17 protein-coding genes are annotated in these 14,009 nt (G+C 68.9%); 6 read left to right on the top strand and 11 right to left on the bottom strand.

From position 1 onward, the window contains the following. The first annotated feature begins 57 nt into the window (after nucleotides 1–57). Both HCX50_RS13660 and HCX50_RS13655 read left to right on the top strand, forming a co-directional pair. Complete coding sequence (locus HCX50_RS13660) at nucleotides 58–756, top strand: energy-coupling factor ABC transporter ATP-binding protein (RefSeq protein WP_167634760.1); 699 nt, start codon at nucleotides 58–60, stop codon at nucleotides 754–756. Continuing rightward, the gene (locus tag HCX50_RS13655) at nucleotides 753–1,346 is read left to right on the top strand and encodes an energy-coupling factor transporter transmembrane component T family protein (protein WP_167634759.1); all 594 of its coding nucleotides are present in this window, start codon (nucleotides 753–755) and stop codon (nucleotides 1,344–1,346) included. The genes HCX50_RS13660 and HCX50_RS13655 overlap by 4 nt, the downstream gene beginning before the upstream one ends. 8 nt (nucleotides 1,347–1,354) lie before the next feature. Here HCX50_RS13655 and HCX50_RS13650 read toward each other — a convergent pair whose 3' ends face one another. The 4 genes from HCX50_RS13650 to HCX50_RS13635 all read right to left on the bottom strand — a co-directional run bounded on the left by HCX50_RS13650 (nucleotide 1,355) and on the right by HCX50_RS13635 (nucleotide 5,311). Beyond that, nucleotides 1,355–2,665 (bottom strand): acyltransferase family protein, encoded by a 1,311-nt coding sequence (locus HCX50_RS13650; protein WP_167634758.1) that lies wholly within the window; start codon nucleotides 2,663–2,665, stop codon nucleotides 1,355–1,357. A 98-nt stretch (nucleotides 2,666–2,763) separates the two neighbouring features. Next, complete coding sequence (locus HCX50_RS13645) at nucleotides 2,764–3,435, bottom strand: response regulator (RefSeq protein WP_091036850.1); 672 nt, start codon at nucleotides 3,433–3,435, stop codon at nucleotides 2,764–2,766. After that, entirely contained in the window at nucleotides 3,432–4,688 is a 1,257-nt protein-coding gene (locus tag HCX50_RS13640) for a sensor histidine kinase (RefSeq protein ID WP_167634757.1), read from the bottom strand. Before HCX50_RS13640 ends, HCX50_RS13645 begins: the two co-directional genes overlap by 4 nt. A gap of 5 nt (nucleotides 4,689–4,693) precedes the next feature. Further along, complete coding sequence (locus HCX50_RS13635) at nucleotides 4,694–5,311, bottom strand: VTT domain-containing protein (protein ID WP_167634756.1); 618 nt, start codon at nucleotides 5,309–5,311, stop codon at nucleotides 4,694–4,696. A 163-nt stretch (nucleotides 5,312–5,474) separates the two neighbouring features. Here HCX50_RS13635 and abc-f point away from each other — a divergent pair, with 163 nt between their 5' ends. From abc-f to HCX50_RS13620, 3 genes are read left to right on the top strand one after another with little or no spacing between them, the layout of a single operon-like run. Beyond that, nucleotides 5,475–7,073 (top strand): ribosomal protection-like ABC-F family protein, encoded by a 1,599-nt coding sequence (gene abc-f / locus HCX50_RS13630; RefSeq protein WP_091036843.1) that lies wholly within the window; start codon nucleotides 5,475–5,477, stop codon nucleotides 7,071–7,073. 43 nt (nucleotides 7,074–7,116) lie between these two features. Further along, entirely contained in the window at nucleotides 7,117–7,785 is a 669-nt protein-coding gene (locus HCX50_RS13625) for an HAD family hydrolase (protein ID WP_167634755.1), read from the top strand. 44 nt (nucleotides 7,786–7,829) lie between these two features. After that, a complete protein-coding gene (locus tag HCX50_RS13620) occupies nucleotides 7,830–8,417 on the top strand; it encodes a pyridoxine/pyridoxamine 5'-phosphate oxidase (protein ID WP_167634754.1) in 588 nt (195 codons plus the stop codon). 15 nt (nucleotides 8,418–8,432) lie between these two features. Here HCX50_RS13620 and HCX50_RS13615 read toward each other — a convergent pair whose 3' ends face one another. The 4 genes from HCX50_RS13615 to HCX50_RS13600 are packed head-to-tail and all read right to left on the bottom strand — an operon-like array spanning nucleotide 8,433 to nucleotide 10,419. Then, nucleotides 8,433–9,245 carry an SURF1 family cytochrome oxidase biogenesis protein gene (locus HCX50_RS13615; protein WP_167634753.1) on the bottom strand — a complete coding sequence of 271 codons (813 nt, stop codon included), beginning with the start codon at nucleotides 9,243–9,245 and terminating at the stop codon, nucleotides 8,433–8,435. Next, nucleotides 9,242–9,436, bottom strand: a complete 195-nt coding sequence (locus HCX50_RS13610; protein ID WP_091036832.1) for a hypothetical protein — start codon at nucleotides 9,434–9,436, stop codon at nucleotides 9,242–9,244. Before HCX50_RS13610 ends, HCX50_RS13615 begins: the two co-directional genes overlap by 4 nt. After that, entirely contained in the window at nucleotides 9,433–9,780 is a 348-nt protein-coding gene (locus tag HCX50_RS13605) for a DUF3099 domain-containing protein (RefSeq protein ID WP_167634752.1), read from the bottom strand. The genes HCX50_RS13610 and HCX50_RS13605 overlap by 4 nt, the downstream gene beginning before the upstream one ends. A 51-nt stretch (nucleotides 9,781–9,831) precedes the next feature. Then, nucleotides 9,832–10,419 (bottom strand): DUF4190 domain-containing protein, encoded by a 588-nt coding sequence (locus HCX50_RS13600; protein ID WP_167634751.1) that lies wholly within the window; start codon nucleotides 10,417–10,419, stop codon nucleotides 9,832–9,834. 163 nt (nucleotides 10,420–10,582) lie between these two features. On the opposite strand from HCX50_RS13600, the gene HCX50_RS13595 reads away from it, so the two are divergent. Further along, nucleotides 10,583–11,293, top strand: coding sequence for a beta-ketoacyl-ACP reductase (locus HCX50_RS13595; RefSeq protein ID WP_029261772.1), 711 nt, complete (start codon nucleotides 10,583–10,585; stop codon nucleotides 11,291–11,293). A 15-nt stretch (nucleotides 11,294–11,308) separates the two neighbouring features. Here HCX50_RS13595 and HCX50_RS13590 read toward each other — a convergent pair whose 3' ends face one another. Genes HCX50_RS13590 through glgC form a run of 3 tightly spaced genes read right to left on the bottom strand, consistent with a single transcriptional unit; the run spans nucleotide 11,309 to nucleotide 13,976 of the window. Next, nucleotides 11,309–12,004 carry an alpha/beta fold hydrolase gene (locus HCX50_RS13590; protein WP_167634750.1) on the bottom strand — a complete coding sequence of 232 codons (696 nt, stop codon included), beginning with the start codon at nucleotides 12,002–12,004 and terminating at the stop codon, nucleotides 11,309–11,311. 45 nt (nucleotides 12,005–12,049) lie between these two features. Next, nucleotides 12,050–12,685: a phosphoserine phosphatase SerB gene (serB, locus tag HCX50_RS13585; RefSeq protein ID WP_167634749.1), complete on the bottom strand. Its 636-nt coding sequence runs from the start codon at nucleotides 12,683–12,685 to the stop codon at nucleotides 12,050–12,052. A gap of 49 nt (nucleotides 12,686–12,734) precedes the next feature. After that, complete coding sequence (gene glgC, locus HCX50_RS13580) at nucleotides 12,735–13,976, bottom strand: glucose-1-phosphate adenylyltransferase (RefSeq protein ID WP_091036818.1); 1,242 nt, start codon at nucleotides 13,974–13,976, stop codon at nucleotides 12,735–12,737. Nucleotides 13,977–14,009 lie beyond the last annotated feature (33 nt).

Raw genomic sequence — 14,009 nt, 5'->3', positions numbered from 1 at the left:
AGTGAACGGCGTTCAGGTGAACGGTGTTCAGGTCGCATCGCGCTCGGAGGGATCCACATGACACGCACACGCGAGGCGGGGGTCGTGACCATCGCCCTGGATGAGGTCTCAGTCGTGCTCGACGGTCGTCCCGTGCTCCGCGACGTCTCCGTGGCGATGACGGCTCCGACGATCGCGGTGATCGGGGCGAACGGCTCGGGGAAGTCCACGTTCGCCCGGCTGCTGAACGGACTCGTCACCCCGTCCTCCGGTGAGGTGAGGGTGCACGGCCTCGACACGGTGCGCGACCGCGCAGCCCTCCGTCGCCGGGTCGGATTCGTGTTCACGAACCCCGATGCGCAGATCCTCATGCCCACCCCGGCCGAAGACATCGCGCTGTCCCTTCGCGGGCGGGCGAAGACCGAGGTCGCCGACCGTGTGAGAGAGACCCTCGCTGCGCACGGGCTGGCAGACCACGCGGATGTCCCCGCATCCAGCCTGTCGGGGGGTCAGAAGCAGATGCTCGCGCTGGCCTCGGTGCTGATCACCGAACCGCAGCTCATCGTCGCCGACGAACCGACCACACTCCTCGACCTGCGGAATTCTCGACGCATCGGCGACCTGCTTCTGGCGCAGGAGGCCCAGGTCGTGGTGGTGACGCATGACCTCGAACTGGCTGCGCGCTGCGACGCCGCGATGCTGTTCGACGAGGGGCGCGTCACGGCGTCCGGAGAGCCGTCCACCGTGATCGCGGCCTATCGTCGAGCGTGCGCATGATCGCGCTCTACCGTCCGGGCACCGGCATCCTCCATCGCGCTCCCGCCGGGGTCAAGCTCGCAGCGCTGGCGGTCGGAGCGCTCGTGCTGTCGCTGTATCCCCACAACGCCGTGAGCATCGCCGTCTCGCTCGGGGTGGTGCTCGCGCTGTACGGCATCGCGGCGATGCCGATTCGTGTGCCCGTGCTCGAGATCTGGCGTCTGCGCGGGATCATCGTCCTGCTCGCCGCGGCACTCGTGATCTTCGTCTCGCCTCTCGCCGCGTGGATCAGCACCGGACGCGTCGTCGCGATCCTCCTGCTCGCGAGCCTGCTGACGCTCACGACCCGGATGGCGGATCTCGTCGAGGTGCTGCAGCGGACCTTGCGCCCGCTTCCTCGATTCGGACTCGATCCCACCGCGGTGGCACTCACGATCTCCCTCACCATCACGACGATCCCCGTGATCGCCGGCTTCGCGGAGCGCGTGCGGGATGCGGCGCGAGCCCGCGGCGTGCGGTTGGGCGTGCGCGCCGCGGTTCCGCTGCTCGTCCTCACCCTCCGACACGCGGACGATGTGGGTGACGCGCTGGCGGCACGGGGCCTGGGCTGACCTACGCCCTACGCGGGTACGAGCGTGCGCACTCCGATCGGCGGCAGCGGCGTCGTCCGAGACGCGAGCCGGAGCGCCGCGAGGATCAGGGCGACCGCGATCAGGGCGGTCGCGACGGATGTGCCGAGCACCAGGAGCATCAGGACACCGACCAGGCCGCTCAGCGCTCCCACGACGATCCGCGGAAGTGAACCGGTGGCCTGCGGCGCGGGCTGCGACTCGAACCGGGTGAAGGCCACGGCGACGAGTGCGGTCAGTGCGAGTGCGGTCGCGAGCCAGAGCGGTCGGGCGGCCCACCAGTCCGCACTGTCGAGCGCCGGGAGCGCGACGCCCGTGACGAGGGCGTACACGGCGCTGGCGCCGGCCATCATCAGCAGGACGGGCATGTGCCACAGGTAGATCGTCATGGTGCGCACGGTCACGAACGCCGTGAACGCCGCCACGCGCGGCCGGTGGCTGAACCGCTCGATGCGTTCGCGATGCAGGGAGAGGAGGCTGGTGTGCGCCACGCCGACGAGGAGCAGGGCCGCAGTCGGCGGGTTGATGTTGGCGATGAGGTCGGGGGAGTACACACCGGTCAGGAAGGTCGCGACGAGCAGAAGAAGCGCAGCGACCCCTGCTGCGGCGCGGAGGCGTCGACTCAGACGCCCGATGCGTCCGTCGGCGAGGAAGAACCCCAGCTGCTGCAACGTCATCCACACGAAGGCGAGGTTCAGGAAGCCGAGTCCGTCGAGCCCGGTCGCGGCGCGCAGCACGTCGACGGCGATGGATGCCACGACGAGGGCACCGATCGTGCGGTAGGGGGCACGCTCATGGGCGGCGGCGAGTGCGGGAAGCAGCGCCTGGCACAGGAGGAAGACGCCGAGGAACCAGAGCGGCTGACCGTAGCGGAAGCCCGCGGTCGCGATCAGATCGGCGGGTACGCCGAAGACCGTGAGCAGCGCGAGCCCGACGCCGACGATGGCGATCGTGAAGACGGCGGGTCGCAGCAGGCGATGCAGTCGGCCGGCGACGAAGCCGAGGGCGGTCCCGCCGCGCTCCCGCATCCGGCGGTAGGCGAGGAGCCCGGAGAACCCGCCGATCACGAAGAACAGCGGCATCACCTGGAGGAGCCAACTGAGCGGCGCGATCCAGCCGGTGCCGTCGCTGGCGTTCTCGAACACAGGGCCGGACGCGTCGACGGTGACGCCGACCATGATCGAGTGCAGGAGCACGACGCCCAGAACGCACAGCGCCCGGACGAAATCGATCCCGGTGTCGCGGGACGCGCGCTGCGGAGGCGCGCTGATGCCGGCAGTGGTTGCCTGAACGATGGCCATGAGTCCTCCTCGGGGGCGGTGTCCCAGGAGACTATGGACGCCGTACCCGCGGACGCATCACCCTCGGGTGCCGTTACGACCCCCTACGACGGGGTGAGTCAGGCGGACGGCTCGACGAGCCCGGTGTCGTAGGCGAGGATCACGGCCTGCACGCGGTCGCGCAGATTCAGCTTGGCGAGCACCTTGCCGACGTGCGTCTTGACGGTCTGCTCCGCGATGAAGAGGTCGGCGGCGATTTCGGTGTTCGAGCGGCCCTTCCCGATCAGCACCAGCACCTCGCGCTCGCGGTCGGTGAGTTCGGCCAGCGCGGTGGCGGAGCGAGGTGCGCGGGGCCTGCGGCCGGCGAACTGCTCGATGATGCGTCGTGTCACGCTCGGCGCGAGGAGCGCATCCCCGTTCGCGACGACGCGCACCGCGTGCACGAGCTCCTCGGGGAGCGCGTCCTTCAGCAGGAACCCGCTGGCGCCGGCCTCGAGCGCGTCGTACACGTAGTCGTCGATGTCGAAGGTGGTGAGCATCAGGATCCGGGGAACATGCGCGGCGGGATACGACGGACCGAGAATCCGACGGGTGGCTTCGATCCCGTCCAGTTCGGGCATGCGCACGTCCATGAGGATCACGTCGGGATCCAGACGCGCCGCGAGGGCGACGGCTTCGGCGCCGTTCGCCGCCTGTCCGGCCACCCGAATACCGTCGTGGGCATCGAGAAGAGCGGCGAAACCCGCACGGACCATGGCCTGGTCGTCGGCGATGAGGACGCTGATCGTCACGGGGTCTCCTTGTCGAGAGAAGCGGGGCCGGGGCCGTCGGCGTCCAGGGGGAGCACGGCCTGCACGTCCCAGCCGCCGTCGGATGCGGGGCCGGCGGTGAGGCTGCCGCCCAGGATCTCGGCGCGTTCACGCATCCCGCGCAGGCCGTACCCGCCGCCGGGGCCCTCAGGGGTGCGAGGCGGGGCGCCGTTGTGTACCAGGATGCGGATGCTGCGCGCCTCGGCGTGCAGCCGCACGGCGATGCGCGCACCGGGCGCATGCCGCACCGCGTTGCTCAGCGCCTCCTGGACGATCCGGAACGCGGCGATCTGCACCGAGGCGGTCGCGGCGGCTGCGGCCTCCCCGCCCTCGAGCACGAGCCCGACCTCGACGCCGGCGCGGCGGATGGTGTCGACCAGCGCCGGGATGTCGTCGATGCCCTGTTGCGGAGCGAGCTCAGCGGTCTGATCCTCGGTGCGCAGCACCCCGAGCATGCGCCGCATCTCGGTGAGTGAGCCACGGGCGGTTGCAGCGATGTCATCGAACTCGGCTGTCGCCGCATCGCTGAGCGCCGGGATGCGGTACTTGGCGGTCGACGCCTGCACCTGGATCACGGACATGCTGTGCGCGACCACGTCGTGCAGCTCCCGCGCGATCCGGGTGCGTTCCTCGACGAGTGCGCGCCGGGCCTCCTCGAGCGCGCTGTGCTCCTTCTCGCGCGTCAGCTCGGCGGCGACCCGGACCCTCCCGGCGACGAGTGCCGCGATGAGGTACGCCGCGGATGCCACCGCCGTCGTGACGATGAGGTCGGCTGTCGCGCTGGCGGAGGATTCGGGCAGCGCGACCATGTCGGGGCGGAGCACCGGCGCCAGGAGAGACGCGATCGCTCCGAGCAGCAGTGTGAACGCGCCGAGGCGTGCGCCATGGAGGAACGTGACCACGCCGACGAAGAGGACGAAGGTGAGGAGGGCGGGTACGGACCAGGGCCACGGCGACTGGATCGCGAGTTCCGGCACGACCGTGAGCGGCAGGGTCAGCGCCCCCGCGGTGAACAGACCGATGGCCCAGATCGGACGGCTGATCGCGAGTACGGGCGACACGCACAACGCGGCGCCGAGGATGAACGACAGGGGCAGCGGGGTGCCGGAGAGGACGGTCTGGAGCGGGACGAGGATCGCGTACAACGCCACGACCGCCCCACCCAGCGCCCCGAGGGCGAAGGTGCGGCGGCTGATCCGTTGGCGCAGCGGTATGCGCTGTCGGCGGCGTGCCATGACTGTCATCCTGCCAGTTGCGGCACGGGTGCGCGGCGGCGCCGGGCCGCGGCGATGCGGTCGATCGTGAAGCCGACCAGGAGCGCGATGACGATTCCGAGACCGGCGCTGAGCAGCGGCTGATCCTTGATCCAGGCTCCGGCGAGGAGGCCGATCGCCAGGCTGAAGACGCTCCAGCTGGCACCGGCGATCAGGCTCAAGGGCAGGAAGCGCCGCCACGGGAACTCGAGAGCCCCGGCGGACATGTTGACGGCGACGCGTCCGACCGGGATGTAGCGGGCGCCGAGGATGAGGGTGGCGCTGCGCCGGTCGAGCGCCTGCTGCGCGTACGCGAATGTCGCCGCCACGCGGGGGCGTCTCATCCAGGCGAAGCGAGTGGTGCCGAGACTTCGGCCGATCACGAAGGCGATGTTGTCGCCGATCGCCGCGCCGATCGCGGCGACCGCTCCCAAGAGCAGCAGGTTGCCGTCGCCGGTCGATGCGGCGACGGCCGCTGCGGCGACGAGCACCGTCTCGCTCGGCACCGGGGGGAAGAACCCGTCGATCACGGTGACCGCGAACAGGACCAGATACAGCCAGGGCGAGGCGATGGCCTGCATGATGAGCTCGTTGAGGATGTCCACTCCTGCACGCTATGCAGCACGTACCCGGACGGTCATCCCTCTGCGGTATCGCGGGCCTCACTCTCCGGACTGATCTTGCTGACCGCCGCTCCCGGCCACGGCGCTTATACTGGGAGGCTGGCCGATCGGCCGAACACCCTCCCTGAAAGAATGGACGTCCGCTGTGCTTGCCGTGCACGACCTCGAGATCCGCGTTGGCGCGCGCCTGCTGATGGAGAACGTCTCGTTCCGCGTCGCCGACGGAGACAAGATCGGACTCGTCGGCCGCAACGGGGCCGGCAAGACCACCCTCACCAAGGTGCTCGCGGGCGACGTCCTGCCCTCCGGTGGCAGTGTGACGCGTTCCGGCGAGCTCGGCTACCTGCCGCAGGACCCTCGCTCCGGCAACCCCGAAGACCTGGCGCGCACGCGCATCCTCGATGCCCGCGGCCTCGGTCAGCTCAACCTCGGGATGACCGAAGCGGCACTGGCGATGGGCTCGGACGACCCCGCCGTCGCCGACAAGGCGATGAAGCGCTATGCCCGCCTCACCGAGCAGTTCGAGGCACAGGGCGGATATGCGGCAGAAGCCGAGGCGGCGTCCATCGCCAACAACCTCTCGCTGCCCGACCGCATCCTCGACCAGCCACTGTCGACCCTCTCCGGTGGTCAGCGTCGTCGCATCGAGCTCGCCCGCATCCTCTTCTCGGACGCCCAGACGATGATCCTCGACGAGCCGACCAACCACCTCGACGCGGACAGCGTCGTGTGGCTGCGTGAGTTCCTCAAGGGCTACAAGGGCGGACTGATCGTGATCAGCCACGATGTCGAGCTCGTGGGTGAGACCGTCAACCGCGTCTTCTACCTCGACGCGAACCGCCAGAGCATCGACACGTACAACATGAACTGGAAGAACTACCTGCGTCAGCGGGTGGCTGACGAGGAGCGCCGCAAGAAGGAGCGCGCCAACGCCGAGAAGAAGGCGACGACCCTGCAGCTGCAGGCGGCTCGCTTTGGCGCGAAGGCGTCCAAGGCCGCTGCGGCGCACCAGATGATCGCGCGCGCAGAGAAGCTGCTCGCCGGACTCGACGAGGTGCGCCAGGAAGACCGGGTCGCGAAGCTGCGCTTCCCGAAGCCGGCGCCCTGCGGCAAGACTCCGATGATGGCGAGCGGGCTCTCGAAGTCGTACGGGTCGCTCGAGATCTTCACCGATGTCGATCTCGCGATCGATCGCGGCTCCAAGGTCGTCATCCTCGGACTCAACGGTGCGGGCAAGACCACGCTGCTGCGGATGCTTGCGGGCGTCGACCAGCCCGATACCGGGCAGCTAGAGCCGGGGCACGGCCTCAAGGTCGGCTACTACGCGCAGGAGCACGAGAACCTCGACGTGAACCGTTCGGTGCTCGAGAACATGGTCTCGGCCGCACCGCACATCACCGAGACCGAGGCGCGCAAGGTGCTGGGCTCGTTCCTGTTCACCGGCGACGACGTGCTGAAGCCGGCGGGAGTCCTCTCCGGTGGAGAGAAGACGCGTCTGTCGCTCGCGACTCTCGTCGTCTCCTCGGCGAACCTGCTGCTGCTCGACGAGCCGACCAACAACCTCGATCCCGCCTCACGTGAGGAGATCCTCGGCGCGCTCGCGCACTACGAGGGTGCTGTGGTCCTCGTGTCCCACGATCCCGGTGCCGTGCAGTCGCTCAACCCCGAGCGTGTGCTCATCCTGCCTGACGGTGTCGAAGACATCTGGAGCCAGGAGTACCAGGACCTCATCGAGCTCGCCTGATGTGCGGAGGTCGCATGTCGGCGGCCCGTTGTAGCGTGACCGCATGGATCTCGCTCACATCCGCGCCGTGTGCTGGGACTGGAACGGCACGCTGCTCGACGACGTGGAGATCTGCCGTCAGGTGATGAACTCCGTGCTCGAGGAGCACGCGCTCGATCTGCTGGTCGATGAGCACGCGTATCGATCGGTCTTCCGATTCCCGATCCGAGACTTCTACGGCTCCGTCGGGCTCGGTGACGACAGGTTCGTGTCCGCCGCGACGGCCTACCTCGACCTGCTCGCGGTGCGCGTCGGAGAGGCGCAGCTCCACCCCGATGCGCGTTCGACGCTCGCCGCGCTCCACGAGCGCGGCCTCCGTCAGGTGCTCGCCTCGGCGACCCTTCCCGATGCGCTCGCGCGGCAGATGGCCCCGCACGATCTGGTCGATGCGTTCGAAGATGTGCTGTCGATCGACGACCCGTATCGGGCGTCGAAGCACGACGTCATCGCGCGGTGGCTGTCGAGATCCGGCCTCCGTCCGAGCGCTGTGCTCGTCATCGGTGACACCAATCACGACCGGGAGATCGCGGCCGATCTCGGCGCGGAGTTCGTCCATTTCGATGGCGGGCACCAGAACTGGTCCGGTGACACGCGTCGGATCGCGACGCTCGGCGAACTGCTCGACGTGCTGCCCCCGATCGCCCATCATCCCGAGCTGAGGGAACTCGCCTGAGCCTTCCGACGTGCAGTCCCTGCGCCCATGGCATAGTCGGGAGCATGTCGACAGAGCGGGGTCTCCTTTCGTCAGAGGTCAGTCGGTGGCTGCGTGCTCAGCCCGCGCTCACCGGTGCGGCGCCTCCGCTCGCGCGCGTCGACCTTCCTGACGATCCGGCGTCACTCTTCCTCGACTGGATCGGGAAGGCCGTCACCGCAGGCGTGCCCGAGCCACACGTCGCCACCTTGGCGACGGTCGACGACGACGGCATGCCGGATGCGCGCTCACTGATCCTCAAGGACGTCGACGAGTGCGGATGGGCCTTCGCCGGAGCGCGCTCCTCTCGAAAGGGTGCGCAGATCGGAGCGCATCCTGCGGCGGCACTGAACTTCTGGTGGCAGCCTCTCCTGCGAGCGGTGCGCGTTCGCGGGCGGGTCCAGGAGGCCTCCGCGGAGGAAAGTGCGGCAGACCTCGCTGCGCGCTCCGCCGCCGCTCGTGAGGGCGTCAGTCCAGGGGAGTGGGTCCTCTGGCGGATCATCGCCGCACGAGTCGAATTCTGGCAGGGGTCGCCGGAACGAGACCACACTCGGATCGTCTACGAGCGCATGGAGACCGGCTGGGCATGCACGATGACGCCCTGGATGGACTGACTCCGGGAGAGTCGGTCAGCGGACGTCGAGCAGCTCATCTTCGACGTCGGCGTCGTGATCCTTGCGCCGTGGCGTCTTCACGGGTGTCGGGACGCCCTCGACTTCCTCACGGTGCTTCACGATCTCGGTCCGGATGATGTAGCCGATGAAGATGAAGCCCATCAGGGCGAACAGAATCCATTGGATCGCGTAGGAGAGATGCGGGCCCGGGTCGTCCGTGGGGGAGTCGAAGCCACCCAGCGCGCCGGCACCGGCCGGCTCCTCTGTCACGACGCGGCCATAGGCGCTGGTGATCACATCCCCGTCGGTCAGCGTGGCGATCGAGGGCAGATGGATGGTCGGCACCTGACCTTCCGGTGCGCCGCGGCCCGATGCGGGCAGCTGTTCCCCGGGCCGCAGGCGCACCGTCACTTCGGCCTCGCCCTCCGGCGGGGACGGCACCGAGTCGGGCTCCGCACCCTCGCCCGGCGCCACCCAGCCGCGATCGACGATGAACACGCGACCATCGGCGTTGCGGAACGGCACCAGCACCTCGAAGGCGCTCGTACCGCCGTGCGGTCGGTTGCGCACGAGCAGCTGCTGGTCGGCCAGGTACTCGCCCTGCAGCGTCACCGGGCGCCACTCGTCGGAGGGGTCGAGGGCACCGTCAGCGCCGATGACGTCGGACAGGGGCACGGGATCCGCGTCATAGTTCTGCTCGACGAGTTCGATCTGGGCGGCGCGAGTCTCGTTTCGCTCGAACTGCCAGTTCGACAGGACGACGCACGCGACGGCGAAGCCGATCGCGATGAGCACGTACACCGCCCACCGGGTGAGACGTCGACTCATGCGGGAACACCGTCGCGGACAGTCACCGGGAAGTCGCGCGCAGCCAGGTAGTCGCGGAGGAAGTCCACGTGCTCGTCACACGCCAACCACACCTTCTCGCGATCGGCGGCATGGATGCGGGGGTTGCGCCACACCACTTGTCTGGTCGCCGCGCTCCGGCAGCCGGCGCGCGAACACTCGAAGTCTGTCATCGGTCTTTCGGGCCTTCGTGGATCGTGAACACCTGCGGGGCAGGTACCTCGGGCTCGATCGGAGTGGGGCGGGGGGCGTCGATTTCGCGCACCGGCGACTCGGCGGTGGCCTCTGTGCTGTCGCTTCCGGCGTTCGCGAAGACGACCGCGATGTAGGGCAGGACAGCGGCCGCGATCCCGAAGACCCAGGTGTACCAGCCGTACGGCTGCACGAGCACCATGAGTCCGAAGCACACGATGCGAATGGTCATCGTCAAGGCGTAACGGCGCACACGATGATCAGCCTCATCCCGCGGAGACTGCGGCAGTGAGGTGACGGCCGGGACTTGACGCGCGTTCTTCACGATGCTTCCAGCCTACGCCGGTGCAGCCCTCGAGGCGTGCCGTTCGGTGACTCAGCTGGAGAAGAGGAACGGCAGACTGAACGCCCCGACGAACAGGAAGCTGATGATGGTGCTGACGATCGTGAACGCGCCGATGGCGACCACCGCGTAGCCGAGGATGAGACCGGCGATGGCGAGTCCTCGCCCGCCGATCCCCGGCTGGCGCTTGATCTGTCCGAGCGCCATGTGGCCCGTGATGACGGCGGCGATCGAAGCCAGTACCGGGATGATGGCCCAGATCAGGACGACCCCGGCGATGCCGCAGATGAGCGAGGCGACCGCCAGCGGGCTGGTGGGCCGGGACGCAGCGGCGGGATACCCGGCGCTCGGGTAGGCGCCGTATCCGGGCTGAGAGGCGGGCGGGGCGTAGCCGGGCTGAGCGGGCGGCGGAGCGTATCCCGGTTGCGGTGCCGCGGTCGGCTGGGCGCCGTAGGGCGGGTATCCGGGTGGCGCGTAGGTCGGCGCGGCTCCCGGGTAGCTCTGCGTCGGTTGCGCAGCGGGCTGCACCGGGTCGGCGGGAAGCGCCGGCGCGGCCGCGGGCGGCGGCGGCGGTGTCAACGGCGGCTCGCCACCGGGAGAGGGGATGCGGTTGTCACTCACGATGAAGCCTTTCGTCACGATCAGGGTTCCAGCAGCGTCCCCGTCTGTCAAACGCCATGATGCAGACGACCCGACAAGAGGGAGCAGCCGGCGGCGGCATGGTCGATAGGATCGATGACGGCCCGGGATCGCGGGCCGACCGGCCAGATCAGGAGTGTCCCCCATGAGTGCTGAGCGCGTCGTCCTCGTCACCGGCGGCAATCGCGGCATCGGCCGCGCCATCGCAGAGCGCTTCGTGCGCGACGGGTACCGGGTCGCCGTCACCGCCCGCAGCGGCGAAGGGCCGGAGGGGACGCTCACTGTCCGTGCGGATGTGACCGACGCCGCGGCTCTCGACGCGGCGTTCACCGAGGTGGAGCAGCAGCTCGGCCCGGTCGAGATCGTTGTCGCGAACGCCGGCATCACGAAGGACACGCTGCTCCTCCGCATGAGCGAAGACGACTTCGACAGCGTGGTCGCGACGAACCTCGGCGGCACGTTCCGCGTCGTCAAGCGCGCCTCGAAGGGTATGCTCCGCGCACGTTTCGGCCGTATCATCCTGATCTCGAGTGTCGTGGGGCTCTACGGTTCCGCGGGTCAGGTCAATTACTCCGCGTCGAAGAGTGCGCTCGTCGGGTTCGCGCGCTCCATCACCCGCGAACTCGGCGCGCGCGGGATCACCGCCAACGTCGTCGCGCCTGGTTTCATCGAGACCGACATGACGGCGGAGCTCCCGGAGGAGACGCAGAAGCAGTACAAGGCGAACATCCCGGCCGGACGGTTCGCCACTCCCGACGAGGTCGCGGGTGTCGTGACCTGGCTCGCGGGCGACGACGCCGGGTACATCTCCGGTGCGGTCATCCCCGTCGACGGCGGCCTCGGGATGGGGCACTGACCCCACCCTGCGCCGTCAGCGGGTGATCGCCCCGTTGAGCAGTTCGGCGAGACGATCGGGCACGGTGAACTGGGGCCAGTGGGCGGAGCCGATCCGGATGACCTCGGCATCCTCGATCGCGCGGTACTCCTCGCCGAATGGGCCCCACTGGTCGATCAGCCCGTCGAACGTCGCCTGGTCCAGGTCGCCCATGAGCAGCGTCACCGGCACGCGGTAGCGCGCGGGATCGGTGAGGGAGATGCCGTCGGTCGGCACGCGTGCGGGGACGCTGGAGGTGAGCGGCGTTGTGCGTGCGCGTGTGGCCTCGTCGAGGTCGTGCACGTCTTCGTCCTCGAAGAAGTCCCAGCCGGGGAACGGCACGACCCCGTCGACGATCGGAAACTCGCTTATCCCGTTTCCGGGCGGAGGAGGGACGGTGTCGACGAAGATCACTCGGCTCACGCGGTCGGGGCGCGCATCGGCGACACCCCAGGCGACGTTGCCGCCTCCGCTGTGTCCGACGACCACGACATCTCCGTCGACCGCATCGACCGCGGCGACGGCGGCGTCGACCCAGTCGGCGATGCCGATGTCGGAGGTGACAGCCGCAGGCTCGCCGAGCCCCGGCATGGTGAGGGCGTGAACGCGGTGCCCTGCCCGTTCGAGAGCGGGGATCACGTCGTCCCAGCTCGAGGCGTCGAGCCAGAGGCCGGGGATGAGGATGATGTCCATGTGCCGACGCTAGCGGCGAGGGCGGACATTCACCAGAGATCCGGACTACGGCAGGAGTGCGATGACCTCGGACAGGTCCTGCGGTCCGATGACGAGACTCGCGGCCTCGCGAACAGCGGGCTTGGCGTTGAAGGCGAGGCCGAGTCCGGCGACCGCCATCATCTGCAGGTCGTTCGCGCCGTCGCCGATCGCGATCGTCGCGTGCGAGGGCACGCCGAGTTCCGCCGCCCATTCCTGGAGCGAGGTGGCCTTGGCCGCGCCGTCGACGATCCCGCCGTCGACGCGACCGGTGAGTTCGCCGTCGGCGAGCTCCAGACGATTGGCCCGCCACCGGTCGACGCCGAGTCCCGGCGCGATGTGGTCGAGGATCTCGTGGAAGCCCCCGGACACGACTCCGACGACACCGCCGCGATCGTGGACGGCGGCGGTGAGCTCGCGCACTCCCGGCGTCGGCTCGATCCGCGCACGCACGCGTTCGAATGCCGAGACCGGCACGCCCTGAAGGGCGGCGACGCGGGAGCGAAGGCTCTCCGCGAAGTCGACCTCGCCACGCATGGCCGCCTCGGTGGCCGCCTGCACCTCCGCGCGGCGTCCGGCCTCGTCGGCGAGCAGTTCGATCACCTCGTTGCGGATCAGAGTGGAATCGGCATCGAGGACGACGAGGAAGCGCGCGGAGGTCACCCGTCGAGCCTATCGATCACCCGACCTGCTGATACGCCGCGTGACGACGTCAACGCTCGATGAACACGCCCTTGCCGACGACGGTGATGCCGGACTCTGTCACGGTGAAACCCCGCGCGAGGTCTCGTTCGCGGTCGACGCCCACCGTCGCGCCGTCCGCCAGCACTACGTTCTTGTCGAGGATTGCCCGGTGGATGCGCGCGCCCTGCCCCACCTGGACGTGGTCGAAGACCACCGAGTCGGTGATGGTCGAGCCGCCGCCCGCGAGGGTCCAGGGGCCGACCACGCTGCGTTCCAGATGCGTCCCGGACAGGACCGACCCGAGCGAGACGATCGAATCGATCGCATTCCCGATCCGGCCGACCGAGTCCCGCACGAACTTGGCGGGCGGCGAGTTGACCGCCTGGGAGTGGATCGGCCACTCCATGTTGTAGAGGTTGAAGATAGGCAGAGTCGAGATCAGGTCGCGGTGCGCGTCGAAGAACGAATCGATCGTCCCCACATCCCGCCAGTAGGAGCGATCGCGCGGCGATGAGCCGGGGACATCGTTCTGCTTCATGTCGTAGTAGCCGGCCTCGCCGCGGTCGACGAAGTACGGAACGATGTCGCCGCCCATGTCGTGCCCGGATGTCGGCAACTCGCCGTCCGCCTCGACAGCGGCGATCAGGGCGTCGGCGTCGAAGATGTAGTTGCCCATCGAGGCGAGCACCTCGTGCGGCGAATCCTCGAGGCCGGCGATGTCGGTCGGCTTCTCCAGGAACTGCTTGATCCGGCCGGATTCGGCATCGGCATCGATCACCCCGAACTGCGAAGCCAGGGCGAGGGGCTGACGGATGCCGGCGACTGTCGCCTTCGCGCCGGATTCGATGTGGGCCTCGAGCATCTGCCGGAAGTCCATCCGGTACACGTGGTCGGCGCCGATGACCACGACGATGTCGGGCTTCTCGTCGTTGATCAGGTTCATGCTCTGGAGGATCGCGTCGGCGGATCCCGAGAACCATCGCTTGCCGAGTCGCTGCTGCGCGGGAACCGACGTCACGTACGAGTCGAGGAGCGCCGACATCCGCCAGGTCTGCGAGATGTGCCGGTCGAGGCTGTGCGACTTGTACTGCGTCAGCACGACGATCTGCCGCAGGCCGGAGTTGATGAGGTTCGAGATGGCGAAATCGATCAGGCGATACTGTCCGCCGAACGGCACGGCGGGTTTCGCGCGATCCGCCGTGAGCGGCATGAGGCGCTTGCCCTCGCCGCCGGCGAGGATGATCCCGAAGACCTTCTTTGGAGCGGACATGGCTCCACCATAGATGCGTTCCCGGCCGCTGTA

The organism is Microbacterium sp. B19(2022) (assembly GCF_012030385.1).
Lineage (GTDB): Bacteria > Actinomycetota > Actinomycetes > Actinomycetales > Microbacteriaceae > Microbacterium > Microbacterium oxydans_B.
Note: the sequence above shows the minus strand (reverse complement) of the source record. Positions and strands in the feature narration are given on the sequence as shown.

Excerpts from the sequence above, each read along its gene's own strand:
- HCX50_RS13660 (WP_167634760.1), top strand. The coding sequence starts at position 58 with ATGACACGCACACGCGAGGCGGGGGTCGTGACCATCGCCCTGGATGAG.
- HCX50_RS13655 (WP_167634759.1), top strand. The coding sequence starts at position 753 with ATGATCGCGCTCTACCGTCCGGGCACCGGCATCCTCCATCGCGCTCCC.
- HCX50_RS13650 (WP_167634758.1), bottom strand. The coding sequence starts at position 2,665 with ATGGCCATCGTTCAGGCAACCACTGCCGGCATCAGCGCGCCTCCGCAG.
- HCX50_RS13640 (WP_167634757.1), bottom strand. The coding sequence starts at position 4,688 with ATGGCACGCCGCCGACAGCGCATACCGCTGCGCCAACGGATCAGCCGC.
- HCX50_RS13625 (WP_167634755.1), top strand. The coding sequence starts at position 7,117 with ATGGATCTCGCTCACATCCGCGCCGTGTGCTGGGACTGGAACGGCACG.
- HCX50_RS13620 (WP_167634754.1), top strand. The coding sequence starts at position 7,830 with ATGTCGACAGAGCGGGGTCTCCTTTCGTCAGAGGTCAGTCGGTGGCTG.
- HCX50_RS13615 (WP_167634753.1), bottom strand. The coding sequence starts at position 9,245 with ATGAGTCGACGTCTCACCCGGTGGGCGGTGTACGTGCTCATCGCGATC.
- HCX50_RS13610 (WP_091036832.1), bottom strand. The coding sequence starts at position 9,436 with ATGACAGACTTCGAGTGTTCGCGCGCCGGCTGCCGGAGCGCGGCGACC.
- HCX50_RS13595 (WP_029261772.1), top strand. The coding sequence starts at position 10,583 with ATGAGTGCTGAGCGCGTCGTCCTCGTCACCGGCGGCAATCGCGGCATC.
- HCX50_RS13590 (WP_167634750.1), bottom strand. The coding sequence starts at position 12,004 with ATGGACATCATCCTCATCCCCGGCCTCTGGCTCGACGCCTCGAGCTGG.
- glgC (WP_091036818.1), bottom strand. The coding sequence starts at position 13,976 with ATGTCCGCTCCAAAGAAGGTCTTCGGGATCATCCTCGCCGGCGGCGAG.